The organism is Mycobacteroides sp. H001, assembly GCF_001440005.1.
GTDB classification, from domain to species: domain Bacteria; phylum Actinomycetota; class Actinomycetes; order Mycobacteriales; family Mycobacteriaceae; genus Mycobacterium; species Mycobacterium gwanakae.
The window spans coordinates 107,125-133,943 of the sequence record NZ_LJYH01000025.1 but is presented as its reverse complement, the minus strand read 5'-3'; the positions used below and the strand labels follow the sequence as shown (position 1 = coordinate 133,943).

General features: G+C 63.7%; 29 protein-coding genes. 12 read left to right on the top strand and 17 right to left on the bottom strand.

Going from position 1 to position 26,819, the window contains the following annotated elements:
- The first annotated feature begins 12 nt into the window (after window positions 1-12).
- Together AOT83_RS09625 and AOT83_RS09620 are read left to right on the top strand one after the other, a co-directional pair.
- On the top strand, window positions 13-345 hold the full coding sequence (locus tag AOT83_RS09625; RefSeq protein ID WP_030093482.1) for a hypothetical protein: 333 nt from the start codon (window positions 13-15) through the stop codon (window positions 343-345).
- On the top strand, window positions 327-1,292 hold the full coding sequence (locus AOT83_RS09620) for a hypothetical protein (protein WP_030093481.1): 966 nt from the start codon (window positions 327-329) through the stop codon (window positions 1,290-1,292). The genes AOT83_RS09625 and AOT83_RS09620 overlap by 19 nt, the downstream gene beginning before the upstream one ends.
- Here AOT83_RS09620 and AOT83_RS09615 read toward each other — a convergent pair.
- The 9 genes from AOT83_RS09615 to AOT83_RS09575 all read right to left on the bottom strand — a co-directional run bounded on the left by AOT83_RS09615 (window position 1,245) and on the right by AOT83_RS09575 (window position 11,283).
- Window positions 1,245-2,231, bottom strand: a complete 987-nt coding sequence (locus tag AOT83_RS09615) for a COX15/CtaA family protein (protein WP_057965928.1) — start codon at window positions 2,229-2,231, stop codon at window positions 1,245-1,247. The genes AOT83_RS09620 and AOT83_RS09615 overlap by 48 nt on opposite strands.
- A 62-nt stretch (window positions 2,232-2,293) precedes the next feature.
- Window positions 2,294-3,544: an MlaD family protein gene (locus AOT83_RS09610; RefSeq protein ID WP_057966034.1), complete on the bottom strand. Its 1,251-nt coding sequence runs from the start codon at window positions 3,542-3,544 to the stop codon at window positions 2,294-2,296.
- 68 nt (window positions 3,545-3,612) lie between these two features.
- Window positions 3,613-4,812 carry an MlaD family protein gene (locus tag AOT83_RS09605; protein WP_057965927.1) on the bottom strand — a complete coding sequence of 400 codons (1,200 nt, stop codon included), beginning with the start codon at window positions 4,810-4,812 and terminating at the stop codon, window positions 3,613-3,615.
- On the bottom strand, window positions 4,812-5,936 hold the full coding sequence (locus AOT83_RS09600) for an MlaD family protein (protein ID WP_075908900.1): 1,125 nt from the start codon (window positions 5,934-5,936) through the stop codon (window positions 4,812-4,814). The genes AOT83_RS09605 and AOT83_RS09600 overlap by 1 nt, the downstream gene beginning before the upstream one ends.
- Window positions 5,933-6,979 (bottom strand): MCE family protein, encoded by a 1,047-nt coding sequence (locus AOT83_RS09595; RefSeq protein WP_057965926.1) that lies wholly within the window; start codon window positions 6,977-6,979, stop codon window positions 5,933-5,935. The genes AOT83_RS09600 and AOT83_RS09595 overlap by 4 nt, the downstream gene beginning before the upstream one ends.
- Complete coding sequence (locus AOT83_RS09590) at window positions 6,972-8,027, bottom strand: MCE family protein (protein ID WP_057965925.1); 1,056 nt, start codon at window positions 8,025-8,027, stop codon at window positions 6,972-6,974. The genes AOT83_RS09595 and AOT83_RS09590 overlap by 8 nt, the downstream gene beginning before the upstream one ends.
- Window positions 8,024-9,544: an MCE family protein gene (locus AOT83_RS09585; protein ID WP_057966032.1), complete on the bottom strand. Its 1,521-nt coding sequence runs from the start codon at window positions 9,542-9,544 to the stop codon at window positions 8,024-8,026. The genes AOT83_RS09590 and AOT83_RS09585 overlap by 4 nt, the downstream gene beginning before the upstream one ends.
- A gap of 1 nt (window position 9,545) precedes the next feature.
- On the bottom strand, window positions 9,546-10,403 hold the full coding sequence (locus tag AOT83_RS09580) for an ABC transporter permease (RefSeq protein WP_057965924.1): 858 nt from the start codon (window positions 10,401-10,403) through the stop codon (window positions 9,546-9,548).
- 1 nt (window position 10,404) lies between these two features.
- Complete coding sequence (locus AOT83_RS09575) at window positions 10,405-11,283, bottom strand: ABC transporter permease (RefSeq protein WP_199339984.1); 879 nt, start codon at window positions 11,281-11,283, stop codon at window positions 10,405-10,407.
- 284 nt (window positions 11,284-11,567) lie between these two features.
- Here AOT83_RS09575 and AOT83_RS09570 point away from each other — a divergent pair, with 284 nt between their 5' ends.
- Genes AOT83_RS09570 through AOT83_RS09560 form a run of 3 tightly spaced genes read left to right on the top strand, consistent with a single transcriptional unit; the run spans window position 11,568 to window position 12,907 of the window.
- A complete protein-coding gene (locus AOT83_RS09570; RefSeq protein WP_057965922.1) occupies window positions 11,568-11,792 on the top strand; it encodes a hypothetical protein in 225 nt (74 codons plus the stop codon).
- Window positions 11,780-11,980, top strand: a complete 201-nt coding sequence (locus AOT83_RS09565) for a hypothetical protein (protein ID WP_078284576.1) — start codon at window positions 11,780-11,782, stop codon at window positions 11,978-11,980. Before AOT83_RS09570 ends, AOT83_RS09565 begins: the two co-directional genes overlap by 13 nt.
- A gap of 15 nt (window positions 11,981-11,995) precedes the next feature.
- Window positions 11,996-12,907 (top strand): oxygenase MpaB family protein, encoded by a 912-nt coding sequence (locus AOT83_RS09560; protein ID WP_057965920.1) that lies wholly within the window; start codon window positions 11,996-11,998, stop codon window positions 12,905-12,907.
- Here AOT83_RS09560 and AOT83_RS09555 read toward each other — a convergent pair.
- From AOT83_RS09555 to mptB, 6 genes are read right to left on the bottom strand one after another with little or no spacing between them, the layout of a single operon-like run.
- Window positions 12,869-14,131, bottom strand: coding sequence for a TetR/AcrR family transcriptional regulator (locus tag AOT83_RS09555; RefSeq protein ID WP_057965919.1), 1,263 nt, complete (start codon window positions 14,129-14,131; stop codon window positions 12,869-12,871). The genes AOT83_RS09560 and AOT83_RS09555 overlap by 39 nt on opposite strands.
- A 58-nt stretch (window positions 14,132-14,189) precedes the next feature.
- Window positions 14,190-14,633 carry a nuclear transport factor 2 family protein gene (locus AOT83_RS09550; RefSeq protein WP_057965918.1) on the bottom strand — a complete coding sequence of 148 codons (444 nt, stop codon included), beginning with the start codon at window positions 14,631-14,633 and terminating at the stop codon, window positions 14,190-14,192.
- A 23-nt stretch (window positions 14,634-14,656) separates the two neighbouring features.
- A complete protein-coding gene (locus tag AOT83_RS09545; protein ID WP_057965917.1) occupies window positions 14,657-15,316 on the bottom strand; it encodes a DUF899 family protein in 660 nt (219 codons plus the stop codon).
- A 38-nt stretch (window positions 15,317-15,354) separates the two neighbouring features.
- Complete coding sequence (locus AOT83_RS09540; RefSeq protein ID WP_057965916.1) at window positions 15,355-16,149, bottom strand: ABC transporter permease; 795 nt, start codon at window positions 16,147-16,149, stop codon at window positions 15,355-15,357.
- Complete coding sequence (locus AOT83_RS09535) at window positions 16,146-17,045, bottom strand: ABC transporter ATP-binding protein (protein ID WP_057965915.1); 900 nt, start codon at window positions 17,043-17,045, stop codon at window positions 16,146-16,148. The genes AOT83_RS09540 and AOT83_RS09535 overlap by 4 nt, the downstream gene beginning before the upstream one ends.
- Window positions 16,987-18,759 carry a polyprenol phosphomannose-dependent alpha 1,6 mannosyltransferase MptB gene (gene mptB, locus AOT83_RS09530; RefSeq protein ID WP_057966031.1) on the bottom strand — a complete coding sequence of 591 codons (1,773 nt, stop codon included), beginning with the start codon at window positions 18,757-18,759 and terminating at the stop codon, window positions 16,987-16,989. Before mptB ends, AOT83_RS09535 begins: the two co-directional genes overlap by 59 nt.
- A 133-nt stretch (window positions 18,760-18,892) precedes the next feature.
- On the opposite strand from mptB, the gene AOT83_RS09525 reads away from it, so the two are divergent.
- From AOT83_RS09525 to AOT83_RS09495, 7 genes are read left to right on the top strand one after another with little or no spacing between them, the layout of a single operon-like run.
- Window positions 18,893-19,675, top strand: a complete 783-nt coding sequence (locus tag AOT83_RS09525) for a metalloregulator ArsR/SmtB family transcription factor (RefSeq protein WP_044103926.1) — start codon at window positions 18,893-18,895, stop codon at window positions 19,673-19,675.
- The gene (gene sufB, locus AOT83_RS09520; protein ID WP_057965914.1) at window positions 19,672-21,099 is read left to right on the top strand and encodes a Fe-S cluster assembly protein SufB; all 1,428 of its coding nucleotides are present in this window, start codon (window positions 19,672-19,674) and stop codon (window positions 21,097-21,099) included. The genes AOT83_RS09525 and sufB overlap by 4 nt, the downstream gene beginning before the upstream one ends.
- 3 nt (window positions 21,100-21,102) lie before the next feature.
- Entirely contained in the window at window positions 21,103-22,269 is a 1,167-nt protein-coding gene (sufD, locus tag AOT83_RS09515; RefSeq protein WP_057965913.1) for a Fe-S cluster assembly protein SufD, read from the top strand.
- Between the two features lie 15 nt (window positions 22,270-22,284).
- The gene (gene sufC, locus AOT83_RS09510; RefSeq protein ID WP_046253847.1) at window positions 22,285-23,049 is read left to right on the top strand and encodes a Fe-S cluster assembly ATPase SufC; all 765 of its coding nucleotides are present in this window, start codon (window positions 22,285-22,287) and stop codon (window positions 23,047-23,049) included.
- Window positions 23,050-23,051: 2 nt separating this feature from the next.
- Window positions 23,052-24,335, top strand: coding sequence for a cysteine desulfurase (locus tag AOT83_RS09505; RefSeq protein ID WP_057965912.1), 1,284 nt, complete (start codon window positions 23,052-23,054; stop codon window positions 24,333-24,335).
- On the top strand, window positions 24,332-24,799 hold the full coding sequence (sufU, locus tag AOT83_RS09500) for a Fe-S cluster assembly sulfur transfer protein SufU (protein WP_044103925.1): 468 nt from the start codon (window positions 24,332-24,334) through the stop codon (window positions 24,797-24,799). The genes AOT83_RS09505 and sufU overlap by 4 nt, the downstream gene beginning before the upstream one ends.
- Window positions 24,796-25,140 carry a metal-sulfur cluster assembly factor gene (locus tag AOT83_RS09495; protein WP_030093465.1) on the top strand — a complete coding sequence of 115 codons (345 nt, stop codon included), beginning with the start codon at window positions 24,796-24,798 and terminating at the stop codon, window positions 25,138-25,140. The genes sufU and AOT83_RS09495 overlap by 4 nt, the downstream gene beginning before the upstream one ends.
- Here AOT83_RS09495 and AOT83_RS09490 read toward each other — a convergent pair.
- Both AOT83_RS09490 and AOT83_RS09485 read right to left on the bottom strand, forming a co-directional pair.
- Window positions 25,137-25,904: a DUF5666 domain-containing protein gene (locus tag AOT83_RS09490; RefSeq protein WP_057965911.1), complete on the bottom strand. Its 768-nt coding sequence runs from the start codon at window positions 25,902-25,904 to the stop codon at window positions 25,137-25,139. The two genes, AOT83_RS09495 and AOT83_RS09490, sit on opposite strands and share 4 nt — an antisense overlap.
- Before the next feature lie 110 nt (window positions 25,905-26,014).
- Complete coding sequence (locus tag AOT83_RS09485; protein ID WP_220098494.1) at window positions 26,015-26,776, bottom strand: DUF5666 domain-containing protein; 762 nt, start codon at window positions 26,774-26,776, stop codon at window positions 26,015-26,017.
- Between the last annotated feature and the right edge of the window lie 43 nt (window positions 26,777-26,819).

Here is a 26,819-nt window from a genome sequence, read left to right as displayed (position 1 = left end):
TACGCTCTATACATGACCGATGAAGCCCAGCCCGCCGACAAGCAGCGGAAGGTGTCCGTTCCGTCGACCGTGCATCGCGCACTGACGGCGTTCGTGAAGGCGCATCACATGCCCACCAAGGCAGTGCTGCAGCCCATCGGGCAGGCGGGTGTTCGCATCACCCTGGTCGGCGCCGACGGAATCCTCGGCGATCAGGTGGTTACCGACCTGGCGACCGCGCACGCCGCCGTGGAGGCCGTCGAAGGCATCGAGGCCGTTGAGGAATGGGACCGCGAGCTGGTCAGTACCGCCACCCCGGCACCGGGTCACGCCAAGAAGATGGCCGGGTGGGTCGCCCGGACGTAAGGCTGGGACGGCCGGATATCTTCCATCCGCGCATCGTTCTGGCCGGCTGCCCCCAACTCGTCTCCGGTGACGGTGACGACGCTGAACTTGTTGCCGCACTGCGTGTTCGTGACCTACACGCGCGTTGGCTGTCCTGGGATGACCCGGAGACCGCGCAAGCCGATTTGGTGATCCTGCGCGCTACCTGGGACTACCCCGAACGCCTGGATGAGTTCCTGCGATGGGCCGGGTCGATGCGCAACCTGCTCAACCCACTGCCGGTGGTGCGCTGGAACACCGACAAGCGTTACCTGAATGATCTTGCCGCAGCTGGTATTCCGACGGTTCCGAGTACCTTCTTCGCACCCGACGAGCCCGTCGTGCTGCCCGACGGCGAACTGGTGATCAAGCCCGCGGTGGCCGGAGGCTCGCGCGGCGCGGGGCGTTTCACGTGCCCGGAAGCCGCCCGTGATCATGCCGAGGCGCTGCAGGACGAGGGCCGCACCGTTCTCATCCAGCCCTACGACCCTCGAGTCGACGTGCACGGCGAAACGGCGTTGGTCTTCCTCAACGGCGAACCGTCCCATGCGTTTACCAAGGGCGCGCTACTACCTCCGCCGGGTGCTGCCGCCGAGGTCGACGAGTCGGGCCTGTTCCACTCCGAGCGGTTGGCGCCGGTGAAACCGTCCTCGGCGCTGTGGAAGTTCGGCGCTTCGGCATTGGCTGCCGCGGCCACCAAATCCGGCATCGCCATGGCCGAGCTGCTGTATGCGCGTGTCGACGTGATCGGTGGAGTGCACGACGACGACCCACGGCTGTTGGAGCTGGAATTGGTTGAGCCGTCTCTGGGCTGGCGTCAGCTGGAGACCGAAGAGCGCGATCTGGCGCAACGAAAGTTCGTAATCGGTGTTGACGAGGCGTTAGAGCGTTTGGGCCTGGGCCCGCTGGGGCAGCACCGACGCGGCTAGCGCCGGGGTGGTCAGCGCCGCCCAGAGAGCGGCGGTGGCCGCGGTGCACGCTGCCGCACCTGCGACGTGGACGGCGACGAGCACGGCAGGCACGCCGGTGTAGAACTGGACCACACCCACGAATCCCTGCGCCAGGGTGAGTGCCAGCAATGCCGTGAAGCGCACCCAGATAGGCCGGGTCACGCCGACGGCCGCGAGCCCGAATCCCAGCCCCACCAGCAGCGCCAGGTAAGCGATGAGCAGTGTGCCGTGCAGATGCACCAGCGTGGTGATTTCCACCTGTAGCCGGGGCACTACGCGCGTGACGCTTTTGTCACCGGCATGTGGCCCTGCGCCGGTCACCAGCGTTCCGACCACCAGGACGGCGGCCAGGGTCACGCCGATCAGCGCGGTCAGGCGGCGCAACGGTGCGGGCGGCGGGGGCACCATCGGGAAGTCGGAGACGACGTCGGGCTCACCGATCTTCACGTAGAGCAGCGTGGCCAGCCACACCATGCCCATCGACACCAACAGATGGATCGCAACCGTCCACCACAGCAGGCCGGTCAATACGGTGATGCCACCGATGACAGCCTGCAGCACGGTCGAGGCCGGCATCAGCCAGGCGTACACTAGCACCTCGTGGCGGCGGCGCGCACGTGTCACCGCAAGGACGGCCAACGCGGCGGTGATCACCACCAGGAAACTGATCATCCGGTTGCCGAACTCGACGGCCTGGTGGATGCGGGGCACTTCGGCTACGGCGACCGGGGTGAAACTTCCGGGGAAGCACTGTGGCCAGGTCGGGCATCCCAGGCCCGAGGCGGTGACCCGAACCACGGCGCCGGTCACGGCGATTCCGCCCTGAGTCAGCACGACCGCCGCGGCGATGAGGCGCTGCGTGCGGAGGCTCGGTATCGGCAGCAGATCGACCACCCGCAAAAACGCCCGATATAACACGCGATGAGTCTATGCCACAGCCAACTACGCCTTGTAGTAGCGGATGTCCTACGTTCGGACCCCTACTGTGGCGGCTCGATGGGCAGCGTTGGTCCGCCGTATGGGGTGGGGATGCTGAAACGTCCCGTGGGCGTCCGATCCGCGGTTGTCCCGAGATCGGCCCCGGCGCGTGGTCCGGCCGTATCGTCTCCGGCCGGGCGTGGAGCGTTCTTGGCCCCGCGGATCAGGACGGCGGGATCGTCGTCACGGCAGAACGTGTTCAGGAACGGCTCGGGGTAGTCGGCCGACGACGGGGGCCTGCGCGGGGTGCCGTAGTCACACGTGTAGCGGGGATAGATATCTGCGGTGGCCCACCCGCCGCCGTCATGCAGGATCGTGGTGAGGGCCTCGAGCATGGAACCGCGATAGTCGGGGAACAGCGCATTGAGCGCGGGTACACGCAGGTAGGTCAGGTGCGAGACGGTGGCAAGGTTCCCGAGCAGCTGCACCATGGTGTCCGAGTTGTCGGAGAAGAGTGCGTCGATCTGGTGGAAGCGCTGTTGTCCGGTGTCGACGAGTGTGCGGTAGCCGCCTTCCATCCGGTTGACGCCGTTCATCACGGTGGTGAGATTGCGTGAGGTGGTGGCGATGCCGTTGTTGACATCGGTGGCGGTGGTGAGCACGACCCGGCTGGTGCGCAACAGGCTGATCGTCTCGGGCAGTACCTGATCGAGAGTGGCCAACAGGAACGTGCCGCCGTCGATGATGTCCGTGAGCTTGCGGGGGCCGTCCTTGCTCAGGCTCAGTTCCCTGCGGATGATCTCCAGCTTCTTCGGGTCGAGCTGCGCCAACGTGCCGTCCGCATCGGCGAGCAGCTGCGCGAGGGTGACCGGAGTCGTTGCCTTGCCGAGCCCGACGACGCTGCCGTCGGTAAGAAATGGTCCGGCATCCGAGTGCGAGGAGAAGCCGACATACTGCTCGCCGGCGGGTGAGAGTCCCGACACCCGCACCGTGCTGGAGGTGGGAATCTTCGCCGGTGAGTTGATGCTGATGATCGCGTTGACGCTGTCCTGGGTCACGTCGACCGACTCGACGCGCCCCACCGGTGCTCCCTGGAACATCACATCTTGGTGGGGGAGCAGACCACCCGATTCGGCAAGTTGCACGGTGACCCGGTAGCTGGGTGCGAACGGGCTGATGCGTAATCCGCCGACGAGGATGTAAACCGACCCGACGACGAAGGCGAACGCCAGCGCCAGCACAGAAAGCCAGAGCCGTCGCCGGTAGTAGAAACGCACAATCTGCAGCACGATGTCGGCCGCGGTTTCGAGCAGCCCGGAGATGCCGGGTTTCAATGGGGCAGAGTCGGTTTCGGTGTGCTCGTCCTCGGCGATGCTCGTGGTCATCGTGGCTCACCTTGTTCGGGTGCGGATGAAACCGGGGCACCAGGCGTTGGCGGTATGGGTGTCGGCGGGATGGGTGCCCCACCCATCGGACTGTCCGGGCCCTGCCCGACGACCCGCTCCTGCAGGCGCCACAGCGTGTATTTGATCGAACCGGCGAGCTTGGCCCAGTCGTATCGCTTCGGGCCGTGGAGGCCGGGGTCCCCCTTGAACCCGATATCGGGGATGGATCCGAGTGCGATCTTGTCGATCTGGGCATTGAGGGGCAGCGAGTCTCCCGAGGTCAGTTTGACGAGGATCGGGAGCAGACGGCTCAGGTCCGAGAGCTTGGTGTCGGGGCTGACCACCACATCATTGAGTGCCCCCGCGACATCGTTGAGGTCCGCGACCACGCTGCGGGTTCCCTGGTCGGTGCCCGCGATCGACGGAAACTTGGACAACTGCCGGGACGCGCCGCCGACCTGCAATGCGAGGTCGATGATTCCCCGGGTGTTCTCGGAGACGGTTTCGGTGGCGGGGCCCGCGGCCCTCATCATCTCCGCCAGCGCTGTGCGCTTGTCTTCCAGTCGCATGGACAGTTGTGAAACGTTGGTGATGGCCGCGTCGAGTTGTGTTGAACGCGCGTCGATTTTCGCCAAGAGCCGGTTGGAATCACTGATGAGGTTCCCAAAAGCGTGCCCTTGATCCCCGGTCGCCTTACCGAGACCGTTGACAATGTCGGTGAGGTTGCGCACGGCACCGCCATTGATCATCAGGGCCGCCGAACTCATCACCGACTCCACCGTCGACGCGGCCGCCGTTGAATCCAGGCCGATGGTGTCACCTTGTTTCAACAGGGGATCGTTGGGTCGACTGTCGGACGGCGGCGCAACGGAGACGAACACGTCACCCAGTGGCGTGGCCGAGCGCAGCTGCGCGGTGCTCCCGGCGGGGAGCCGTACCCCGTCCATGATGCGCAGGGTGATGACGGCGACGTAGTTCCGGGTCGCCATCGATTCGACAAAACCGACATCGGCGCCGGCCAGCTTGACCTTGGCCCTGTCGGGGAGATTGAGCGCGTTGGTGAACAACGCGGTCAACGTGTACCCGCCGTTTCCGTCGCTCGGCGCGGGCAGCGGGAGGCTGGCCAGGCCATTGGTGGCACACCCGGACAGAAGGGCGCCGGCGAGCAGCACACTGAGGGCGACAGAATGCTTCACTACTTCTGTCCCATCGCTGCGAGTCCATCGAGCATGTAGGTCAATCCGAAATCAGGCCCGTAGTCCTGAAGCGTTCCAGTGCTGCAACCGAGCTGGCGCAACCCCATGAGATTGCATATCTCCTTGGCGAATTGGGTGTCGAAGAGGACCTTGTCGACAAGGATGTGCGCGCGCATACTCCCGTTGTTCTGATCGACGGCGTTGTAGAGGTTGTCGGACATCAGTGGGAGGACGTCGAAGAGTTCCGAGGCCTCGCGCTGGTAGTCGGTCAACGACTGCAGTGCCGTGTTTCCGTGTTGCACGCTCTGTGCGAAGTTGTTGCGGTTCCTCTCCACGATGGCGCCGGCCTTCTCGATGATGGCGTTGAGGGTGTGGCCCGTTTCTCCTGAACCAAAGTCCTCATTGGCGACGATCTGGCTGAGTTGCCGCACGCTGGAACCGAAGTCGCGCAGCGTCTGGTCGTTTTTGGCGGCGGCATCGAAGAGCGAGCTGGTGTTGGTGATGATGGTGATCAGCTGCTCGCGGGTGAGTGCACCGCCGTCTTCGGAGGTGATGCGCAGGGCCTTTGACAGTGCATCTGCCGCCGATTTCATCTGCCCACCGTTGCCGTCGGCTATCGCGGCGCTGTTGTTCACCAGATCAGCGAGCGGCCCCTGCCCCTTGCCGTCGCCGCGCAGCGACCCCGACAGTTTGTCGAGAATGCCGAGCACACGGTCGAATTCGATGGGCGATTTGGTGTTCGGTAGTCCGATGGTGTCGTCTTCTTTCAATGTCGGCCCGCCGCGGTAGGGCGGAGTGAGCTCGATGTGCCTGTCGGTGAGAATCGACGTAGACACCGTCACCGCCTGCGCATCTGCCGGAATCTGTACGTCTTCGTCGATCGCCAGCACCACTTCGGCGTAGCCGCCCTTGAGGTTGATGGCGGCTACGCGTCCCACCGGCATACCCAGCACGGAGACCGGATTGTCGACATAAAGCCCCGAAACGCTTTCGAACTGGGCCGTGACCGTCATGGTGTTCACATACGGTTTGATGTAGCGCCACCCGATGACGCCGAGAGCGGCCGCCACCATCAGAGCGGCGATGAGGGCGGCGATGATGGTCGATCGCGGGATAGTTTTCACTTGCAGTCCTTGAAATACTCGAGCATGCCGAATTGCTGTGCCCGGCCGCTGATTGCGCACATCCACGAGTCCACCAGCAGCCCATTGGTGACATTGGCTTCCCAGGCGTTGCCGTACCCGAAGGCATTGGTGACATTGCGCGCTGTGACCGGGGCGATCTGCAGGATGTTGCGCACCAAGTCGTCGTGGTCCGACAACAACCTCAGCAGGTGATTCAGGTCCCGGATCAAGTCTTCGATGCTGGCCTGGTCGTCCACCACGACCTTGCTCAGGAACGCGACCAGCTTTGTGGTTGATTGGATCAGTGCGTGAAATGCGGTGCGGCGTACCACGAATTCGCCCAGCAAGTCCTGCCCCTGCCGGACGAGTGTCCCGACCCCGGACTGCTGGCGACGCAGTGTGCTGCTGACGGTGTCGATATTGGCGAGCAGCGACCCGATCTGGGTCCGCCGGTTGGCAACGATGGTGGAGAGACGATGCAGATCGTCCATGGCTTGCGGGATGACCGGCGGCAGGCCCTCCAGCTGCTTGCCCAGCGCGCCGAGCGAGGCGGCGATCTGGTCGGTATCGGTCTCGCCGAACGTGGTGGTGACGTCGGCCAATGTGTCTTGCAGATCGTAGGGGACCTCGGTATGCGCCAGGTCGATGATTCCGTGGGCCACAGTGCCGCTGCGTCCCGGCCGCAACTCGAGGTATCGCGAGCCAAGGATGGTGGTGACCTTCATAATCGCCCTGGTCTCGGCGCCCAGCGGGACGTTGTCGCGCACACGCAGACCGACTTCCACGTGATCGCGAGCAAGGCGCATGCTGGTCACCTCACCGACCGGGATGCCCGCGACCGTGACGATGTTGCCCGTGTGCAGGGCGGCGGCTTGCGCGAATTGCGCGGTGTAGTGCCGATATCCGAGACCAGCGGTCTTGACCAGGAGCAATCCGCCCATCACCGCGACTATCAATCCGATCGCGATGAATCCGATCCATGTTTTGTTGTACGAGTCCAACGGGCGCCGAACGGAACGCCGCCAACGTGCCCTGTTAACCATTGGCCATGCTCCTGCACTTGGGTGTGTGCTGGGCCTTGTTTCCCGGTGTTGCCGCATCCACGATGATCGGGACGACGATGTTCAACCCGGGAAAGAATCCGAGCGCGTTGAGATCACACGCATAGATGTTCACGTAGGAGCCGCTCTGTGTTATCCGGGCGACGCCCTTGAGGATTAGCGGCAGATTGCTTCCCAGGAATGCGGTTTGACTTTCGATGCCGACCATGTGCCGGGCCACGCCCGGCTGGCGGTTGATGAGTTCGTTGAGTGGCGGATCGATGATGTCACTGATCGCGGAGAGCCGTTGGGCCACATGGCGGAAAGAACCCAGTGAGTCCACAAGTTCAGGGCGCTTGGCGTTGAACGCGGACATCATCTGCCGGGTCTGGGTCAAGATCTGATCAAGGCTGCCGTCCTGCTCGGCGAGGATGCCGGAGACCGCGTCCAAGTTGGTAATGACCTGGTCAAGAGATTCGTCCTTACCCGCGACAATCCTTGTCAGGCTGGTGGTTTGGTTCACCAGCGTGGGTATCGCGGCAGTATCGCCCTGCAGTGAGGCGACCACGCCATTGGTCAGGTTGTCGAGCTGCTTGGGATCCAGGGTGCTGAACAGGGGCGCATATCCGTGTAGCAGTCTGCCGACATCGAATGAGGGCTCGGTCCGTTCCAGTGGAATGGTGCTGCCCGCGGGCAGCGGATCGAGGCTGCCTGTATTGCCGATCGACAGACCGAGATAGCGCTGGCCGATGATGTTCTGGTACGTCACAGAAGCAACGGTGTTCCCGAACACGTGCTGGTCGTTTTGTACGACGAAGGAGACCTTCGCCGTATCGTCGGCGAGTTCCACCTTTTCGACGCGGCCTACCCGCACGCCGGCGATCCTGACGTCATCGCCCTCACGCAGACCGAACACGTCGGAGACCATTGCTTGATAGGGCGTCGTCGATCCGGAGATATCGCGCCGCAGCGAGACATAAACCAGCCAGGTCAGACCAAGACAGACCGTTGTGAAAAGGGCAAGGCCCACAAACGCGCCGCGTACTTTCATGACCCGCTTTCGTGTGACTTCTTCAGGGACACGGTGGTTCCCCGCGCCAACGGACCGAGCAGTAGTTGTGTTGCTGTACTGGCTTTTTCGCCTGTGATCAGGCCGAGCTGGGCCCTTTCCTCGGCCCCGCCCACCGGCCCCACGTTGCCGCCGTATGAGGCAGGTGCGGCAGCTGGGACTGACTGTGCCGGGCTGAGAGGCGGGGGAGCGTCTGCGGGGTCCGCGGTCCCGGGTACCCGGGGAGCAGGGCCGGTCCACCAGGGCAAGGGTGGGTTGGGGTCAGCGAGTGCGGGATTCGGGTTGATTAGCGGGGGGCCCACAGCGATCAGATTTCCGTCGGGGCCGATCTTCGTTCCCGGTGGTGGCGTTAAGTCTTTGGGCGGCCGATAGTTCTGTGGGAGGAGAACTTCCGGTAGGTCTGGGCGTACGGCGATTTGCGGTGCGGTGAAGCAGCTCGGGCCCTTGAGCTCGCCGTACTGGGGGCAATCGGCTCGGGTGTAGGTAGTGGAAGGCGTGAAGGAGAGGATGCCGCGCAGCGTCGCGCTGTCGTTCTCCGGATTCCACGCCTCCTCGATGAACTTGTTGGCGAACGTCCTGGTTCGCACCGCGATCGGTACGAAGTGCCTACGGTTTTTCGCGATGACGCCGAGTGCGGGACCGAGCTCCGCGGAGATCCGGATGAGCTGGTCAACATGGTTGTCGATGGCTTCTCGCGCTGTGCCGAAGGTGTAGTCGGCACTGGCGACCATCGATTTCAGTTGTGCGCGTTTCTCGGCGAATGTCTGCATCGGCCGGACCGCCTGATGTAACGCATCGACCAGGTCAGGAGCGGTGTCCTGTAATCCGGCCGCCGCATCGACCAGGGCAGAGACGGTCGATGGGCCAGGGTCGGTGGTGACGATGCTGTCGAGCTGTTGAATGAGGCGGTTCAATTGGGCTCCGCCGGTGAGAAGTCTGGCCCTGCGGTTCTCGGTGGCGGCCCCCACTGCCGCCAGGATGCCCACCGTGTTGTCGTTGCGGTCACGACCCGTGGCGGCCAGTACATCGCGCAGCTTGCTGATGGTTGTCTGGAACAGCACGGTCGGCAATGTGGTGTCTTCCTGGATGCGGGCCCCGGCGCGGATCGGCGTCGCGTTCCCGTTCTGGACCAGCTGCACCGAGGACACCGCGAACACATTGCTGGGCACGACCCGTGCGGTGACGGTCGACGGAATGTTCTTGGCGTACGGCGCTTTTATCTGGATCCGCACGTAGTTCGGCTTGCCGTCGACCGCTGGGGTGACGTCGCGGACAGCACCCACGAGCACGCCCCGGTACTTGACGTCAGATTTCCTGGGCAGGCCGTCGCCGACATTTTCGAGCTCGGCGACTACGTTGATGTAGTCATCCAGGCGGCCAGTCGATTTCAAGAGCAGCAGGGTCACTGCTACGGCGATGGAGACGATGACGATCCCGCCGCGGATGAGCAGTTGGCGCGTATTCGGGCCGCGGCCGTCGAATTCGAAAGGGTTGCGCACGTCAGCCTCCGAACCGTGCGCCCGCATCGACGCCCCAGAGGGCCATCGTGAGCAGCATGTTGACCATCACGACGGCGGTGATGGTGGATCGAATGGCATGGCCTGCCGCGACCCCGACCCCTTCGGGCCCGCCGCTGGCATAGAAGCCGTAGTAGCACTGGATGGTCGAGGCGATCCAGCCGAAGATGATGCACTTGATCACCGAATAGATGACGTCCTGAACACTGAGCATCATGGTGAAGTAGTGCAGATAGGAGCCGGTGGAGGTGTTGCCGAGAACCATCACCATGAGCTGGCAGGACAGATAGCTGGTGGCCAGGCACACCACATAGAGCGGCAGGACGGCGACGACCGAGGCCATTAACCGGGTGGTGACCAGATAGGGGATGGGCCGGATAGCCAAGGCGCCCAACGCATCGATCTCCTCGGCGATGCGCATCGAGCCGAGCTGGGCAGTGAAGCGGCAACCCGCCTGCACCGCGAACGCCAGTGAGGCCATCAACGGCGCCAGTTCGCGGGTGTTCACCAGCGACGAGATGAAACCTGTTGCCGGACCCAGTCCAAGCAGGTCGAGGAAGGCGTAACCCTCGATGGCGATCAAGGCGCCGGCAAGCATCCCCAGCCCCACCGCCACGCCGGCGGTACCGCCGCCAACCACGATGGATCCGTTTCCCCACGAGATATCGGAGAGCAGGCGCACAAATTCTCTGCGGTAGTGGCGTAATGCGAACGGGATTCCGGCGAGCGCTTCGCCGAAGAAGGTGAGCATGTGCCCGAGTTGCATGACCGGTCCCGCGCCGACGTCTTGAGCCCTTTGGAAGGGGCGCAGCGGTCCGGGGATGTGACGTGACGCCGTCACGTCACAGGCCCGTACGCGGAGACAGCATGACGTAGAACTGACTGATGGCGACGTTCACGGCCATGAGGATCAAGATCGATTCCACGACAGCGGCATTCACTGAATTAGCCACTCCGATCGGGCCGCCCTGAGTTGCCAGGCCCTTCTGGCATGCGATCACCGCTACCAAAGCACCGAAGATGACCGCCTTGAGGAGGGCCACGATCATGTCGCCGGTGGTGGCGAAGGACGAGAAGGTCGCTACGAAGCTGCCTGGGGCACCATCCAGGGCGTAGACATTGAACAGGTAGGCGGCCAAGAAGCCGACGAAACAGGTTCCGCCGGTGAGCAGCAGTGCCACCAGGATCGCGGCGGCGAACCGGGGAACCACCAACCTGCGGATCACCGAGACTCCCATGACTTCCATGGCATCGGTCTCTTCACGCATTGTCCGCGAACCCAAGTCGGCGGTGATCGCCGAGCCGACGGCCGTGGCCATCAACATCGCTGCCACGAGTGGTGCGGCCTGGCGAATCACCGCCAGTCCACTGGCGGCGCCGGCCAGTGAGGTGGCACCGACTTGTGCCGCCAGGAGTGCGAATTGAATCGACAGTGTGACTCCTAGCGGCAGTGCGATCAGGACGGTGGGAAGTACAGCGGTCGATGCCATGAACGCGCCCTGACGGATGAACTCACGCCATGGGAAACGCCCGGAGGCTACGTCGATGAAGAAGTACTGCACGGTATGTACGGCCATCACGAACTGCTCGCCGACAGTAGTCACGGCCGCCAAAGGATGACGCCGGACGTAGCCGACGGCCCAGTCCTCGATCGTCGCGACGCTGCCGGCCGGAGCCTTCACTCCGTGAGCCGACGCAAGCTCCACTGCTGGATCACTCAAAGTCTTATCCCCGACTTTCCCTTGACGGGTCAGACAGCAACAGTGCGGACGGCGCCGTTGCAGTCTTCCGTGGCCCACACTCTAGGGAGGTCCCCAAAGCGTGGTCAATAGATCTTGCGAAGAATAGTCATTAACATAAATGTTCTGAACGAGATATGTTGGCATCTCACATGCACTAATCTCACGTAGCAGTCCCTAGTATCAGGTGAACAGCGGAAAACATGATGTAGGGCGGTTTACTACCGGCGTAGTGGTGCCGGGATGTCAGAGAGGATGTTCCAGCAATGTTGAGCAAGCTCAACCGGATGCTGAATTACGAGATGAAGGTCTCCGAGTTCCTCGGGACACTGATCATCATCGGGATTCCCTACGGCTTGATCGGTGTGGTGTGGACACTGACGCACACATCGCACCTCAAGGAACTCGACGGGATCGACCTGGTGATCTCGTTTCTCGGCTCGATTGTCTGCTGGCCAGTGCTCACGTTCTCGAATGTGTGCATGACCTGATGATGGGGTTGGTGTGGGTCATCGATGTCCTGGTGATCATCGTTCAGATCATGGGAGGCCGCCGTCAGGTCAATCCGGTACTGCGGATTGGGTTATGGGTCTCATTCGTCTGTCTCCTCGTCGCCGGAATCGCGGCGCTGGGCGGACTTCTGGTGCTGCTGCAGATGTGGCTGACAAGCCTGCGCTGAGAGGAAAAGTAAACCATGCCAATGCAATACGTTCAGATAGACCCTGCGGTCAGGCCTCGCCTCACCACTGATCAGACACGGATACAGATCACTCAATACACCCCGCGCTGGGTGCCAAAGAAGAAGGTCGACCCCACGCAGGCACTCGATTTCTGGTCGGCGGCCGGGGCTGCCGCGAACGTGGTCATGCAGATGTGCTGGCCGGAAGTGGGATACGGCGTCGCCGAAAGCAGGGTCGAGTCCGGCAGTCTCATGAAGCACCCGTGGAAGCGTCTGCGTACCACGGCGCAATATCTCGCCGTCGCTGTCCTGGGGAGCCAAGAGGAGCGAAACGCGTACCGCGATGCCGTCAACGTCGCTCATCGGCAGGTGCGATCGACCGAACATAGCCCGGTGGACTACAATGCGTTCAACCGAGAGTTGCAGCTGTGGGTGGCGGCGTGCCTGTTCATCTTCTACGAGGACACCTACCAACTGCTGCACGGCAAGATGACCGAAGAGCAAGCCGAGTACTTCTTCCAGAAGGCGATGCCTATCGGGACGACTTTGCAGGTGACAGAGGATCAATGGCCTTCGACCAGAGCAGATTTCGATACCTATTGGAACATCGCATGTGAACGGGTCGCGCTGGACGGGTACATCCGCGACTACGCGATGAAGCTGATCGACCTGCGCATGATCAACTGGCCCATGCGCAGGCTGCTGGCGCCACTGTTGCGCTTCCTGACTATAGGATTTCTCGCGCCGGTCTTCCGCGAGCAGATCGGCCTGGAATGGACGGACGACGACAGGCGGCGGTTCGAGCATCTGTTTCTGTTCGTCTCATTTGTGAACCGCTTCATCCCGCGATATCTGCGAAACATGAACTACAGCTTGCTCATGCGCGATCTACGTTGGAGATTGCGCACCGGCAGGCCGCTCATCTGAGCTCACCGGGATAGGTCTGCCGAGGAGTGCGGCCTCCATGAGGCGCCGGACGCTGGCCTGCGCGTGCTCGGTGTTGTCGTACTGAACCAGCCGCCCCAGGTCCACGACAAGCGTGAAGCCGGCGTGGACCGCGAACCGTGCATGCCCGGGCGAGATCTCGGGCCGCGCGGACAACAAAAGCTTGGTCCAGGATTCGACCGTGGAGCGCTGAATATGGTGCAGGATCGCCTGGTCTGCCGCGGGCAGATTGATGCGTTCGGTGTAGTAGACGTATCCGAGTTCTGGCCGTTCGAACGAACGTGCCACGTATCCCGCGACGAGCCTCTCCAATGCGGCCTCTGGCGCTGTCGTCTCGGATAGCGCCCGGGAGACATCGCCGGAAATCCGGTCTGCCGCACGACGAAACGAGGCGGCGAGCATATCTGCCTTGCTGGGGAAGTAGCGATAGATGCCGGACACCGGAATTCCGATGGCCGTCGCGATGTCTTCCATGCTGGTTTCGCGGTAGCCGTTTACGTTAAAGAGCCGCATCGATTCATGCAGCAACATCTCATAGGGCCCCGCATCAACCGTCACCGGTGGCGCTGAGGGCATGATCTTGTGGTGAGGCGGTGGTGTGGGCAGCTCCGCGTACAGCACCGCCGCGGCGAGTTCGGCAAGGACAGTACGGATTTCCGGGATGGGCAGTGCAGCGCGATGATCGGTGATGCTGCCGATGACGCTCAAAGCTGCCGACGACAGCGTCCAGCGCTCATGAGATGTCAACGCGGGCCGTATGGATTCGAGCGGCTTCTGTATGCGCCGATTGACGAGTTTGATCTGATTGGCGAGTTCGACCTGGTCCTCGTCCTTGAGATACCTTGCCTCCCAGCGGAAAAGGCCTCCGGCTGTGCGGTGGGCAATCGTAGTCTCGATGAGTCCGTCTATCAAGGCGCGCAGTGTCTCTCGCGGATCGGCATCAGCTTCGTGGAGAGGGTCGGTGGCGTCGACAAGGCAATGCCCCAGTCCCAGCACCGCGTCACGAAACAAGTCGTATTTGCTTGCGGAGTGCCGATAGAGCGCCGGCGCCGAGATGCCCACGCGCGATGCGATTTCCTCCATGCTGACTGCGTGATATCCGGATTCACTGAAGGCGTCGGATGACGCCTTAGCGATCTGGACCTTCCGATCCTTGGGGCGGCGCCGCACCGACTTGGCGGGCTGCGGCCGGCGGGAGGCGGACATGGGTTCTACGGTAGCGGAGGGTAAGCGAGTCGATGGGCAACAGCGCGGAAATGACCGACTAACCGAGTTTGCGGCTGATGCGCGGAAGTACGTAGTTGGAGTACGAGTACTTGCCGGTGACCTTGCCGTGCGCGTCAAAGTGAAAGACATCCAAGCCTTCCCAGCCAAATCGTGGGTAGACAACGGCCACCAGGCGGGTCGCCAACCCAAGCAGTGGCGCGGGGGACCGGCGCCCACGGATGTCATGCCGGCAGGTCCATCGGATGGTGGCCTTACGGGCGGCCGCGTCGATGATCCGGTCGTGCTCATCGAATGTCATCGCGCCATAGGTGCCCCGGAACTGGGGTTCGAATTCACGGCGAATGGCGGTGAGACCCACATGGCGGGACCCATCCCCTGGAAGGTATTCGGCGTCCTCGGCGAAATGTTCCATCACCAGGTCGAGATCATTGGTGTTGAAGGCAGCCACGAAGCGATCCAGGGCTGCTGCGATATCTGCCATGGGGGGAGCGTACGGGGTCTTTGCTAGTACTCGTCGTGTAAGCGCCACCACTGATAGGGCGGCGTCTGCGGCCAGCCATCGGGGGAGTCCTCCCAATCTTCTTGACGGCCATAGGGTGTGAGGTCGAGCAGCGTGAAGTCCAGGCGCATCTTGTCCCCGCCCCGGTCCGTACTGAAGTAGGTTTGATACACAGTGTTGTCGTCGCGCAGAAACACGCTGATGCCGAATCCGCTCCCGGCGCCGCAATCCTCGGCGAAGGTCGTCTCGCGGGACGACACGAACGGGAACGTCCACTGCATGCGGTGCTTGAGGGAGTCGATCTGTGCATACGGCATGGTGGAAACCACCGCGAAGGTGGTACTGCGGGCGTTCAGATGCTCGTGCCTGCCGATGTTGTCGCATACCGAGGCGCACCCGGAGCAGAAGTCATCGGCACCGTTGTCCATGAACTGGTAGACGATGAGCTGGTCGCGCCCGTCGAACAGATCCGGTAGTGACAGCCCGCCGCCGGGGCCGGTGAACGTGTAACCGCCGGGCATCGCGACCATCGGCATCCGGCGACGCCGAGCGGCCAGATCATCGAGGGCTCGCGTTGTGGCCTTCTCGTGGACCAACAGCTCGGCGCTCGCTTGGAGCCATTCGTTGCGGGAAACAATCGGGGGCAAGGGCTTGGCATGGGACATACCGGTACAGACCGGTGGCGAGCCCGGATCTCATCGGATCAGGTGAATCGGAACCAGCGCAGCGCACCGTATCCGGCGAGCGAGCCCCACACCGCGAGCACGGCGATCGCGAACCAGTCCACTGAAAGCGTCATTGCGGCAGCCAGTGCCTCCGAGAGCGCACCCGAAGGAGAAAGCCGAGCTAAAAGCACCACGGCATGGGGGATTGCGTCGGTGGTGCGGCCGTCTTCCAGGGTCAACGCCCCCAGCCCAGCGAAGATGAACCACAGCAGATTCGCCAGGGCGAGCACGATTTCCGCGCGCAGTGTGCCGCCGAGTAGCAGTCCCATCGCCGCAAAGGTTGCGGTTCCGAGGGCGATGACCACCGCGCCGAGGAGCAGTCCGACCGGATGCGGGCGCCAGCCCAGCGTGGCACCGATGGCGCCTATGACAGCGGCCTGCAAGACAACCACCGTCACCACGGCCAGCGACTTGCCGGCGATGATGCCCCAAACCGGTAATGCGGTGGCACCCAGGCGTTTCAGAGCGCCATACCGGCGATCGAACCCGACGGCGATGGCCTGCCCGGTAAAGGCGGTGGAGATGACGGCCAGCGCCATGATGGCGGGCACGAAGATGTCGGTACGCGATCCGGGGAATTGGCCCAGCGGCAGCAAGGTCAGCCCGATGAGCAGTGTGATCGGGATGAACATGGTCAGCAGCAACTGTTCGCCGTTGCGGAGCAATAGCTTGAGCTCCAGCCAGAACTGCGCGAAGAGCATGGTGTGCACCGCGCTGGCGCGCGGATCCGGCGTGAACGTTCCCGGGTCGAAACGGGGTGTGGTTTCGGTCATCGCAATTCCCTGCCGGTCAATTCCAGGAACACATCCTCGAGACTGCGTTTCTCCACGCGCAGGTCGGTGGTCAACACATCCATGCGGGCGCACCACGCGGTTACCGTCGCCAGTACCTGCGGATCGACTACGCCCTCGACGCGATACTCGCCGGGCGTAACCTCGGCCACCTTGTATCCCTCCGGCAGCGCCGAGGTGAGCAGGGTCAAGTCCAGCCGTGGTGGCGCCGAGAAGCGCAGCTGGTTCTCGGCGCCGGTCTGCATCAGGTCCGACGGTGTACCGGCCGCCACCACGGCACCGTGATCGATGATCATGAGCTGGTCGGCCAGTTCCTCGGCCTCCTTCATGTGGTGCGTGGTCAGCACCACCGACACGCCGTCACGACGCAGGCTGTCGATGAGTTCCCACACCACCAACCTGGCATGGGCATCCATACCGGCTGTTGGCTCGTCGAGGAAGACCAGTTCGGGCCGGCCCACCAGTGCGCACGCCAGCGCGAGGCGCTGCTGCTGTCCTCCGGACAGCCGCCGATACGGAGTGCGGGCGGCATCGGTCAACCCCAGCGTGTCCAGAAGCCATTGCGGGTCAAGGGGATTGGCTGAATATGAGGCGACAAGGCCGAGCATCTCGCTGGCCCGGGCGGTGGGGTAGGCACCGCCGCCCTGCAGCATGACGCCGATACGCGCGCGTACCGCCGAGTTCTTCGCGACCGGATCCATACCCAGCACCTCAACGGTGCCCTCGTCGGGATGCAGGAAGCCCTCGCACAATTCGACGGTCGTTGTCTTGCCGGCGCCGTTGGGGCCGAGCAGTGCAAAGACCTGCGCGCGCTCTACCTCAAGGTTGAGGCTGTGGAGTGCTGTCGTTGTCCCGTATCGCTTCGTCACCGACCGCATCCGCACCGGCGGTGCCGTCTTTGTCGGTGGTTGCGTCACGGTCAGTCAGCGTAAGCGGCGCGTGTTTGTCACCGTTAGGCAGCCGACGCCACGGCAGATAGTCGTGCGTGATAGCGATGAGCAGTAGCGCGATGATCGCGCTCGCCACGGTGGCGTCGATGATCTGGAACAGCGCGAATCTGTCACCGTTGGCGGTGGGCCCGAAAATGCCTACGAGCAGCGTGATGCCGATGGCGGTCCCGCGGAACGCGGGACGGGTGGCCCACGCGGCCAGCGGAATGATCGCCCACAGCAGGTACCAGGGCTGGACGACCGGAAACAGCAACACGGTGATGCCCAGCGCGACACCCAGCCCTCCGACAGGGTGCAGGCGCCCGCGCAGCACCGCGAGTAGCAGCCACGACACCGCGATACCGATGATGCCGATACCGATTCCGCGGGTCAGCGACAAGATCGCGGTGGTGTGATCGCCCAGGCCGAGCAGGATGCCGACTTGCCCGGTGCCCAGCGCGACGAGCGTGGGCGGAGACATCCAGCTACGGACGGCATTGGCGGTGCCGAGTGTGAACACCCAGCCGAACCCGAGCCCGCTGGCGAATCCGATGAGAACTGTGCAGGCGCCGGTGATGGTGCCCAGTAATGCTCCGGCCTGGAAGAGCCCGCGCACACCGCCGCCCCACCGGCGCGCCAGCGCCATGCCGACGAATCCCAGCGCTAACAGCGAAGGCAGCTTGACCTGTGAAGACGCGGTAATCAGCACCGTGCCGGCCAGCAGATTGGCCAGCGGTACCCAGGTCGCCCAATCGGTACGCACCCCGATGAGGGGGCGTGTCGAGTCGACACCGCGCATGGCCAGCTCGGTGCCGGCCAGCATCAGGCCCAGCATGAGCGCTTCATTGTGGATTCCGGCGACCAGATGCATCAGCAGCAGCGGATTCGCGGCGCCGAGCCACAGCGCGCTGACTTCTGCGACGCCGCAGCGCTGGGCCAAGCGTGGTGTTGCCCAGATGATCAACAGCACACCGAGCAGTTCAACGATCCGATGGCACAGTGCTCCGGCGACGATGTCATCGCCGGTGAGCCGCGAGATGCCCTTGCCGATCCACAGAAACAATGGACCGTAGGGGGCAGGTGTTTCTCGCCACATGCTGGGTACCGACAGCGTGAACACGTGATCCAGGCCGAGGGCGACCGCTGGTCCTTCGGTGTACGGATCCTTGCCCAGGCGCGCTATCTGGCTCTGGGCCAGGTACGAATACACGTCCTTGGAGTACATCGGCGGCGCGATGAGCAGCGGCAGAATCCAGAGCAGCAGGGTCCGGTCCAGCTGGCCGCGGGACATCCTGCGCACCGGGCCTCTGGTTCCATTCGGACGCCCGTCCGGACCTTTGTTGCGCAGGCTGCCGATGGCGAATCGACCCAGCATCAGCCAGGCCAGCGTCATCATCACCGCGCCGGTTGTCGTCATCGTCAGTGACACCGTTTGAATGCGCGAGGGCAGGTTGAGTAGCCGAACACCGAAGATCGGGTCTTGGATCACCGGACGCGCGCCGGCGCCGAGTGCGCCGATCGCCATAAGGGCGGTTCCCGTCGCGCCGAACAGCCGAGTTCGGTTCATGGCGGTGAGCTCGCGCTCATTGAGCGGGGCCGAGGAACGTTCGTCATCATGCAGATGCGACAGCGACGAACTCAGCCACTGACCACGTACCGACACGCGAGCAGCGTATCGGCCCGTCGTGCCGGCTCCGTGGAACCTGCCGGGCAGGGCCTGTCCGGCAGGCGCGGCGGCGATCAACATAGGTAACCCTTGCTAGACGTGGCATTCTGAATTGCGTCACACTGGTGTTGTGAAATTCGGCCAGCCCTCTGCGGTGGCGTCTGCTGCGGCGACGTCGCAGGTGCTGGACGCTGCCCCGGCCGTGTCTCACGACGGGCAGACACGGGTGGCCGTGGTGCGGCTGCTCATGGAGTCCGGGCCGGTCACCGCGGGTGAGATTGGCGAACGGCTTGGTCTTTCGCCCCAGGGTGTCCGCCGTCACCTCGACGCCTTGATCGAGGCCGGGGACGCCATCTCGAATCCGGCGGCCGCATGGCAGCACAACGGCAGAGGCCGCCCGGCCAAGCGGTTCCAGCTCACCGCGGACGGTCGCGCCAAGCTCAATCACGCCTACGACGACCTCGCGTCTGCCGCCATGCGTCAGCTGCGCGAGATCGGCGGCGACGATGCGGTGCGCGTGTTCGCGCGCCGTCGCATTGACTCGATCCTGAGCGATGTCGTCGCCGGTGGACCGTTTCACGACACCGAGGCCACGGTGAATCAATTGGCCGCGGCCCTGACCAAGGCCGGGTACGCAGCCAGCACCCAGCGGGTCGGTGGAGCCGGTGGACCCTCCAGTGGTGTGCAGATATGTCAGCATCATTGCCCGGTATCGCACGTGGCCGCCGAGTTCCCCGAACTCTGTGAGGCAGAACAGCAGGCCTTCGCCGAGGTGTTGGGAACACATGTACAGCGGCTAGCCACCATCGCCAACGGTGACTGTGCCTGTACGACGCATATTCCGCTGCACGTATCGACAACTCTGGCGCCCAGCCCCGCGTCAGATACAACGACCAGTAAGGAGTCACAATGACCCTCGAGCGTGAGGTGCTGACCCAGGACGAGACGATCGCGTCACTGGGCAACTACGGCTATGGCTGGTCGGACTCCGATGCCGCGGGAGCTAGTGCGCAGCGCGGTCTGTCCGAGGCTGTGGTGCGTGACATCTCGGCGAAGAAGAGCGAGCCCGAGTGGATGCTCGATGTCCGCCTGAAGGCGCTGCGCACCTTCGATAAGAAGCCGATGCCCAACTGGGGATCGAACCTTGATGGCATTGATTTCGACAACATCAAGTATTTCGTGCGCTCCAGCGAGAAGCAGGCCGCATCCTGGGATGAACTGCCCGAGGACATCAAGAACACCTACGACCGGCTTGGCATCCCCGAGGCGGAGAAGCAGCGGCTGGTGGCCGGTGTCGCGGCGCAGTACGAGTCCGAGGTCGTCTACCACTCGATCCGGGAAGACCTTGAGTCCCAAGGGGTCATCTTCCTGGACACCGACTCGGGCCTGCGTGAGCACCCGGAGATCTTCAAGGAGTACTTCGGCAGCGTCATCCCGGCCGGGGACAACAAGTTCTCCGCACTCAACACCGCGGTCTGGTCCGGTGGATCGTTCATCTATGTGCCGCCGGGCGTCCACGTGGACATCCCGCTGCAGGCGTACTTCCGCATCAACACCGAGAACATGGGTCAGTTCGAGCGCACGCTGATCATCGTCGACGAAGGTGCCTATGTGCACTACGTCGAGGGATGTACCGCACCGATCTACAAGTCCGATTCGTTGCACTCGGCCGTGGTGGAGATCATCGTGAAGGCCGGTGGGCGTTGCCGCTACACGACCATCCAGAACTGGTCCAACAACGTATTCAACCTGGTCACCAAGCGTGCCCGGGCTGAGGCGGGGGCCACCATGGAATGGGTCGACGGCAACATCGGCTCCAAGGTCACCATGAAGTACCCGGCCGTGTGGATGACCGGTGAGCACGCCAAGGGTGAGGTGCTCTCCGTGGCCTTCGCGGGCGAGGGACAACACCAGGACACCGGCGCCAAGATGCTGCACCTGGCGCCGAACACGTCGAGCAACATCGTCTCCAAGTCGGTGGCGCGCGGCGGTGGGCGGGCCTCCTATCGGGGCCTGGTCCAGGTGAACAAGGGGGCGTACGGTTCCCGTTCAACCGTCAAATGCGATGCGCTGCTGGTCGACTCGGTCAGCCGCAGCGACACCTACCCCTACGTCGACATCCGCGAAGACGATGTCACGATGGGGCACGAGGCAACCGTCTCGAAGGTCAGCGACGATCAGCTGTTCTATCTGATGAGCCGCGGCATGACCGAGGACGAGGCGATGGCCATGGTGGTGCGCGGATTCGTGGAGCCCATTGCCAAGGAACTGCCGATGGAGTACGCGCTTGAGCTCAACCGTCTCATCGAGCTGCAAATGGAAGGCGCGGTCGGTTAAGACATGTCGAATCTCACTGAAGCCGTAGAGGGTGCGGCTGTCAACAAGGGTGAGCTGTTCAGCTCCTATGACGTCAGCGCATTCGAAGTGCCCGGCGGCCGTGACGAGCTCTGGCGTTTCACCCCGTTGCGCCGGTTGCGTGGTCTGCACGACGGCAGTGCCACCGCGACCGCCGAGCCCACAGTGGCTGTCGGCACTGTTGACGGTGTGACGGTCGAGACCGTGGACCGCACCGATGAGCGGCTCGGCCGGGGCGGCGTACCTTCGGATCGAGTTGCCGCGCAGGCGTACTCGTCGTTCTCGAAGGCGACCGTCATTTCCGTCGGTAAGCAGGCGGTGGCCGCGGACCCGATTGAGATCACGGTGACCGGTCCCGGTGCCGGGCAGGTGGCTTACGGGCACACCCAGGTTCAGGCCGGCGAGCTTTCGGAATCGGTGGTGGTCATCGACTACCGAGGCAGCGGAACGTACGCCGAGAACGTCGAATTCGTGCTCGACGATGCCTCCCGGCTTACCGTCGTCTCGATCGCCGACTGGGCCGATGACGCGGTGCATGTCTGCGCACATCACGCCAAGCTCGGCAAGGACGCGGTACTGCGCCACATCGCGGTCACCCTGGGCGGCGATCTGGTCCGTCTCACCGGCACTGTCCGGTTCGGTGCGCCGGGAGGTGACGCCGAGTTGCTCGGTCTCTACTACGCCGACGACGGCCAGTTCTTCGAGCACCGGCTGCTGGTGGATCACGCTCAGCCCAACTGCCGCTCCCATGTCACGTACAAGGGTGCGCTGCAGGGTGATCCGGCTTCCGATAAGCCTGACGCGCACACGGTCTGGATCGGTGACGTGCTCATCCGCGCCGAGGCCACCGGAACCGACACCTTTGAACTGAACCGCAACCTGATCCTCACCGATGGCGCCCGGGCCGACTCCGTGCCCAACCTCGAAATCGAGACCGGTGAGATCGCCGGGGCCGGGCACGCCAGTGCCACCGGGCGTTTCGATGACGAGCAGCTGTTCTACCTGCGCTCGCGCGGTATCGCCGAGGAGGATGCGCGCCGACTGGTGGTGCGCGGCTTCTTCCAGGACATTATTGGCCGGATCGGGATCGAGTCAGTGCGCGACCGCCTCACCGCGGCCGTCGAAAACGAACTCGCCCAGACCAACTCGTAGATAGAAAGCAACTCAATGACCACTCTGGAAATCAAGGACCTGCACGTCAGCATCTCGCCCAACGAGGGCGAGGCCATCGAGATCCTCAAGGGCGTCAACCTGACGGTGAACTCGGGGGAGACCCATGCGGTCATGGGCCCCAACGGTTCCGGGAAGTCCACGCTGTCCTATGCCATCGCCGGACACCCCAAGTACGAGGTGACCTCGGGGTCCATCACCCTCGACGGCCAGGACGTGCTGGAACTGTCCGTCGACGAACGCGCGCGTGCTGGTCTTTTCCTGGCGATGCAGTACCCGGTCGAGGTGCCCGGAGTCTCGATGTCGAACTTCCTGCGCACGGCCGCCACCGCCGTGCGTGGCGAGGCTCCGAAGCTGCGCCACTGGATCAAGGAAGTCAAGGAAGCGATGGGAGAGTTGGAGATCGACTCCGCCTTCGCCGAGCGCAGCGTGAACGAGGGCTTCTCGGGCGGCGAGAAGAAGCGCCACGAAATCCTGCAGCTGGGCCTGCTCAAGCCGAAGATCGCCATCCTGGATGAGACGGACTCCGGCCTTGATGTCGACGCCCTGCGGATTGTGTCCGAGGGCGTGAATCGCTACGCGGAGCGTGAGCACGGTGGCGTGCTGCTGATCACCCACTACACCCGGATTCTTCGTTACATCCAGCCGCAGTTCGTGCATGTCTTCGTCGGCGGGCGCATCGTCGAGTCGGGCGGTCCTGAGCTGGCCGACGAGCTGGAGGAGAACGGCTACGTGCGCTTTACCCAAGCGGTGGGAGCCTGACCGTGACGGCCACGGTGCCGCTGGACACCACCCGGATCTCGGAGATCAGGGATGCCTTCCCGATCCTGAGCCGGACGGTGCGTGGCGGTAAGCCGTTGGTGTACCTGGATTCCGGTGCGACCTCGCAGCGGCCCATCCAGGTTCTCGATGCCGAACGTGTCTTTCTCACCGAGCGCAACGCCGCGGTTCATCGCGGTGCACATCAGCTGGCCGAAGAAGCCACCGATGCGTACGAGGGCGCGCGGAACACCATCGCTCGTTTCGTGGGTGTCGATGACGGCGAGATCGTCTTCACCAAGAACGCCACCGAATCGCTGAACCTGGTGGCGTACACCCTCGGTGACAGCCGGTTCGGCCGTGCGGTGGGCCCGGGCGACGAGGTCGTCATCAGCGAGCTGGAGCATCACGCGAACCTTGTTCCCTGGCAGGAGCTTTGCCGCCGCACCGGGGCCACCTTGCGCTGGTACGGCGTCACCGATGACGGTCGCATCGATCTGGATTCACTGGAGCTCACGGGTGCCGTCAAGGTTGTCGCCTTCACGCACCAGTCCAACGTGACGGGTGCGGTGGCTCCCGTTGCCGAGCTGGTGCGCCGCGCTAAATCCGTTGGTGCCCTTGTCGTGTTGGACGCCTGCCAGTCCGTCCCGCATATGCCGGTGAACTTCCGTGAACTGGGTGTCGACTACGCGGCGTTCTCAGGGCACAAGATGCTCGGCCCCTCGGGTGTCGGCGTGCTGTACGGCCGTCGCGAACTGTTGGAAGCCATGCCTCCGTTCATCACGGGTGGCTCCATGATCGAGACGGTGACCATGGAGGTCAGCACCTACGCGCCGCCGCCGCAGCGATTCGAGGCCGGTGTGCCGATGACCTCGCAGGTGGTCGGCCTTGGCGCTGCCGTTGACTACCTCAACGCCATTGGCATGGAAGCCGTTGCCGCGCATGAATATCAGCTGGTATCGGCCGCGCTGGCCGGGCTCGGAAGTGTCGAGGGCGTTCGTATCGTCGGTCCAACGGAGAACGTCGACCGTGGTGGCGCGGTCTCCTTCGTGGTGGACGGAATCCACGCGCACGATCTGGGTCAGGTGCTCGACGACGAGGGTGTGGCGATACGGGTCGGGCATCACTGCGCCTGGCCGCTGCATCGACGCTTCGGTATCGCGGCGAGCGCCCGGGCTTCCTTCGCGGTCTACAACACCCTGGATGAAGTCGACCGATTGGTGGTAGGAGTCCGTCGCGCGCAGGAGTTTTTCCTGGGCGAGCGGAGCGACAGGGGATCGTTCCTGTGAGGCTTGAGCAGATGTACCAGGAAGTCATCCTGGATCACTACAAGCATCCGCATCATCGCGGGCTGCGTGAGCCGTTCGCGGCCGAGGTGCACCACGTGAACCCGACCTGCGGCGATGAGGTGACCCTGCGAGTCACCTTGGATGACAACAGAATCGCCGATGTGTCCTATGACGGACAGGGCTGCTCGATCAGTCAGGCCGCGACCTCGGTCCTGACGGATCAGGTGATCGGGCTGACCGTGGATGAGGCACTCAAGACGGTGGCCTCGTTCAACGAGATGATTTCCTCACGCGGCACCATTGACGGGGACGAGGATGTCATCGGTGACGGCGTCGCGTTCGCGGGAGTTTCGCGGTACCCGGCCCGTGTAAAGTGCGCGCTCCTAGGATGGATGGCATTCAAAGACGCTCTCGTGCAGGCAGACGCCGCGACCAGCGGCACTACTGAGAAGGTGAAGCGATGACCGAAGTGTCAGCGGAAGTGAAGCTTCTCGAAGATCTCGAAGAGGCAATGCGTGACGTTGTTGACCCCGAGCTGGGAATCAACGTCGTAGATCTGGGACTTGTGTACGGGCTCAACGTCGAAGAGGGCGAGAGCGGCAAAGTCGCCATGATCGACATGACGCTCACCTCGGCGGCATGCCCGCTGACCGATGTCATCGAGGACCAGTCGCGTAACGCGCTAGTGGGCGCCGGGCTGGTCAACGAGATCAAGATCAACTGGGTCTGGGTGCCGCCGTGGGGCCCGGACAAGATCACCGACGATGGTCGGGAGCAGCTCCGGGCCCTCGGCTTCACCGTCTAGTGCTGGTGGTGGCCTTCTTGGCCGCCTTCGCATGAGCCGTCCTTCGCGGCGCGAAGGGTGATCGTCGCGGCCTGCAGATTGCCCGAAGCGTCATCGGCGCCGTGTGCGGCGAGACACTTGCCTGCGGCGATCGCGCTCTGGGCCGCCGGAGCACGCTTGGCATAGGCGGTGTCGTTGTTGACAGTCACCGTCTCCGGGGTGGCGGCTCTGCCGTTCGGGTCGGTGGCGGACACGGTGATGGTGTTTCCGCTGACGGCGGAGACTGTCCCGCGAACAGCCTGATGCTCGGGGCGTTTCTCCGATGTCGGGGCCGGGGAAGACTCGGGCGAACCCTTCTTGTGTGCTGGTGCGCAGTTGCCGTCCTCGGCAGGCCAGATCATCACCCGGCGGGCCGTTGGCGGGTTGGAGTCCTGTTGTGCCATCGCGGCGATACAGCTTCCGGTGGTGACGTCGGACAATTGCGCGGAAGTGATCTCGGAGACTTTCGTGGATTGACTGAATCCGACGGTCGCGGTGCCGTCCTTCTTGGTCACCTGGATGGTGCTGCCCGAGACCGAGGCGATGAGTCCGGCTACATGGTCCTTCCCGTTGTGTTCACCGTGGGGTGCGGCCGAGGACGTAGCCGGTGCCGATGAATTCGTGGACGCGCCGTTGGTGTTTGTAGGCGTGCCGCAGGCGGCCACCGAAAGCGCGGTGAGTCCGGCGAGTGCGAACAGTGCGCCGCGGGCGAGCCGTGGTGGGGCGGGTGTCTGGTGTGGGGACATCGGTGTTCTCCATGTTCGATGAATGGGACACCTCAGCGTGCTGGCGCGGGCTGAGGGTGCGCTCCGGCATGCGTGAGAAGTTGCTGTGTATCGCGGATGCCAGATCGGACCTATCGCGGGGCAGGTCCACATCGCCCGTCGGTCGCCGGGCCTAGGTCGATCTTGGTGGCCTGCAGCACTCCCTCGGCATCTTTGGTGCCGTGTGCATCCGCGCATTTGCCGGCGATGATCGCGGTGGCCTCGGTGGGTTGCCGTTGGTCGTAACGGGTGTCGGCGGTCACCGTGACGTTGGTCTGAATCTCCGACGCCCCACTGGGATCGGTATTCGACACCACGATGGTGCTGCCATTGACCGACGCGACGGCACCCTGGACGCTGGGGCCGCCGAATGGGGGAGGTGAACCCCCGGGTGCGCCGCCCGGTGGTGGCCCCGGCGGTATGCCGGGAGGTGGTGCGCCGCCGGGTGGTGTCTCCAGCGCACATTTGTTGTCCTCGGCCGCGCTGATCAGCACCCGTTGCGCCGTGGCCTGTTCCGACTCATCTGCCCCGGCTGTCGCCTGCACGCTGACGCAGCTGCCCACGATCACATCGGACAGGTCCGCGGGTTGCACCTCGGTGAGCTTGGTCATGGTGTTGAAGTCGATATCAATGCTGCCCACGGGGTTGGTCACCTGGACCGTGTGCCCCGACACCGAGGAGATCAATCCGCCCGCCCTGTCGTGCCCACCTGCGTGCCGTATGACAGTGGTCGAGGCAGGGCCCGCTGACGGCTGGGCCGGCTTATCCGCGGAGCCACCACACGCTGCGCTGGCGAACACGACGACTCCGGCGATCACGAGCAACGTAGGCCGTGGCCGGAGATTTGGTGACATGGTTGACCACGTTATCCGGAATGGATCAGGCGTCGGCGTAGTT

Excerpts from the sequence above, each read along its gene's own strand:
- sufD (WP_057965913.1), top strand. The coding sequence starts at position 21,103 with ATGTCGAATCTCACTGAAGCCGTAGAGGGTGCGGCTGTCAACAAGGGT.
- AOT83_RS09590 (WP_057965925.1), bottom strand. The coding sequence starts at position 8,027 with ATGAAAGTACGCGGCGCGTTTGTGGGCCTTGCCCTTTTCACAACGGTC.
- AOT83_RS09540 (WP_057965916.1), bottom strand. The coding sequence starts at position 16,149 with ATGACCGAAACCACACCCCGTTTCGACCCGGGAACGTTCACGCCGGAT.
- AOT83_RS09535 (WP_057965915.1), bottom strand. The coding sequence starts at position 17,045 with ATGCGGTCGGTGACGAAGCGATACGGGACAACGACAGCACTCCACAGC.
- AOT83_RS09545 (WP_057965917.1), bottom strand. The coding sequence starts at position 15,316 with ATGTCCCATGCCAAGCCCTTGCCCCCGATTGTTTCCCGCAACGAATGG.
- AOT83_RS09495 (WP_030093465.1), top strand. The coding sequence starts at position 24,796 with ATGACCGAAGTGTCAGCGGAAGTGAAGCTTCTCGAAGATCTCGAAGAG.
- AOT83_RS09595 (WP_057965926.1), bottom strand. The coding sequence starts at position 6,979 with ATGGTTAACAGGGCACGTTGGCGGCGTTCCGTTCGGCGCCCGTTGGAC.
- AOT83_RS09485 (WP_220098494.1), bottom strand. The coding sequence starts at position 26,776 with ATGTCACCAAATCTCCGGCCACGGCCTACGTTGCTCGTGATCGCCGGA.
- AOT83_RS09550 (WP_057965918.1), bottom strand. The coding sequence starts at position 14,633 with ATGGCAGATATCGCAGCAGCCCTGGATCGCTTCGTGGCTGCCTTCAAC.
- sufB (WP_057965914.1), top strand. The coding sequence starts at position 19,672 with ATGACCCTCGAGCGTGAGGTGCTGACCCAGGACGAGACGATCGCGTCA.
- AOT83_RS09625 (WP_030093482.1), top strand. The coding sequence starts at position 13 with ATGACCGATGAAGCCCAGCCCGCCGACAAGCAGCGGAAGGTGTCCGTT.
- AOT83_RS09490 (WP_057965911.1), bottom strand. The coding sequence starts at position 25,904 with ATGTCCCCACACCAGACACCCGCCCCACCACGGCTCGCCCGCGGCGCA.
- AOT83_RS09570 (WP_057965922.1), top strand. The coding sequence starts at position 11,568 with ATGTTGAGCAAGCTCAACCGGATGCTGAATTACGAGATGAAGGTCTCC.
- sufC (WP_046253847.1), top strand. The coding sequence starts at position 22,285 with ATGACCACTCTGGAAATCAAGGACCTGCACGTCAGCATCTCGCCCAAC.
- AOT83_RS09555 (WP_057965919.1), bottom strand. The coding sequence starts at position 14,131 with ATGTCCGCCTCCCGCCGGCCGCAGCCCGCCAAGTCGGTGCGGCGCCGC.
- AOT83_RS09560 (WP_057965920.1), top strand. The coding sequence starts at position 11,996 with ATGCCAATGCAATACGTTCAGATAGACCCTGCGGTCAGGCCTCGCCTC.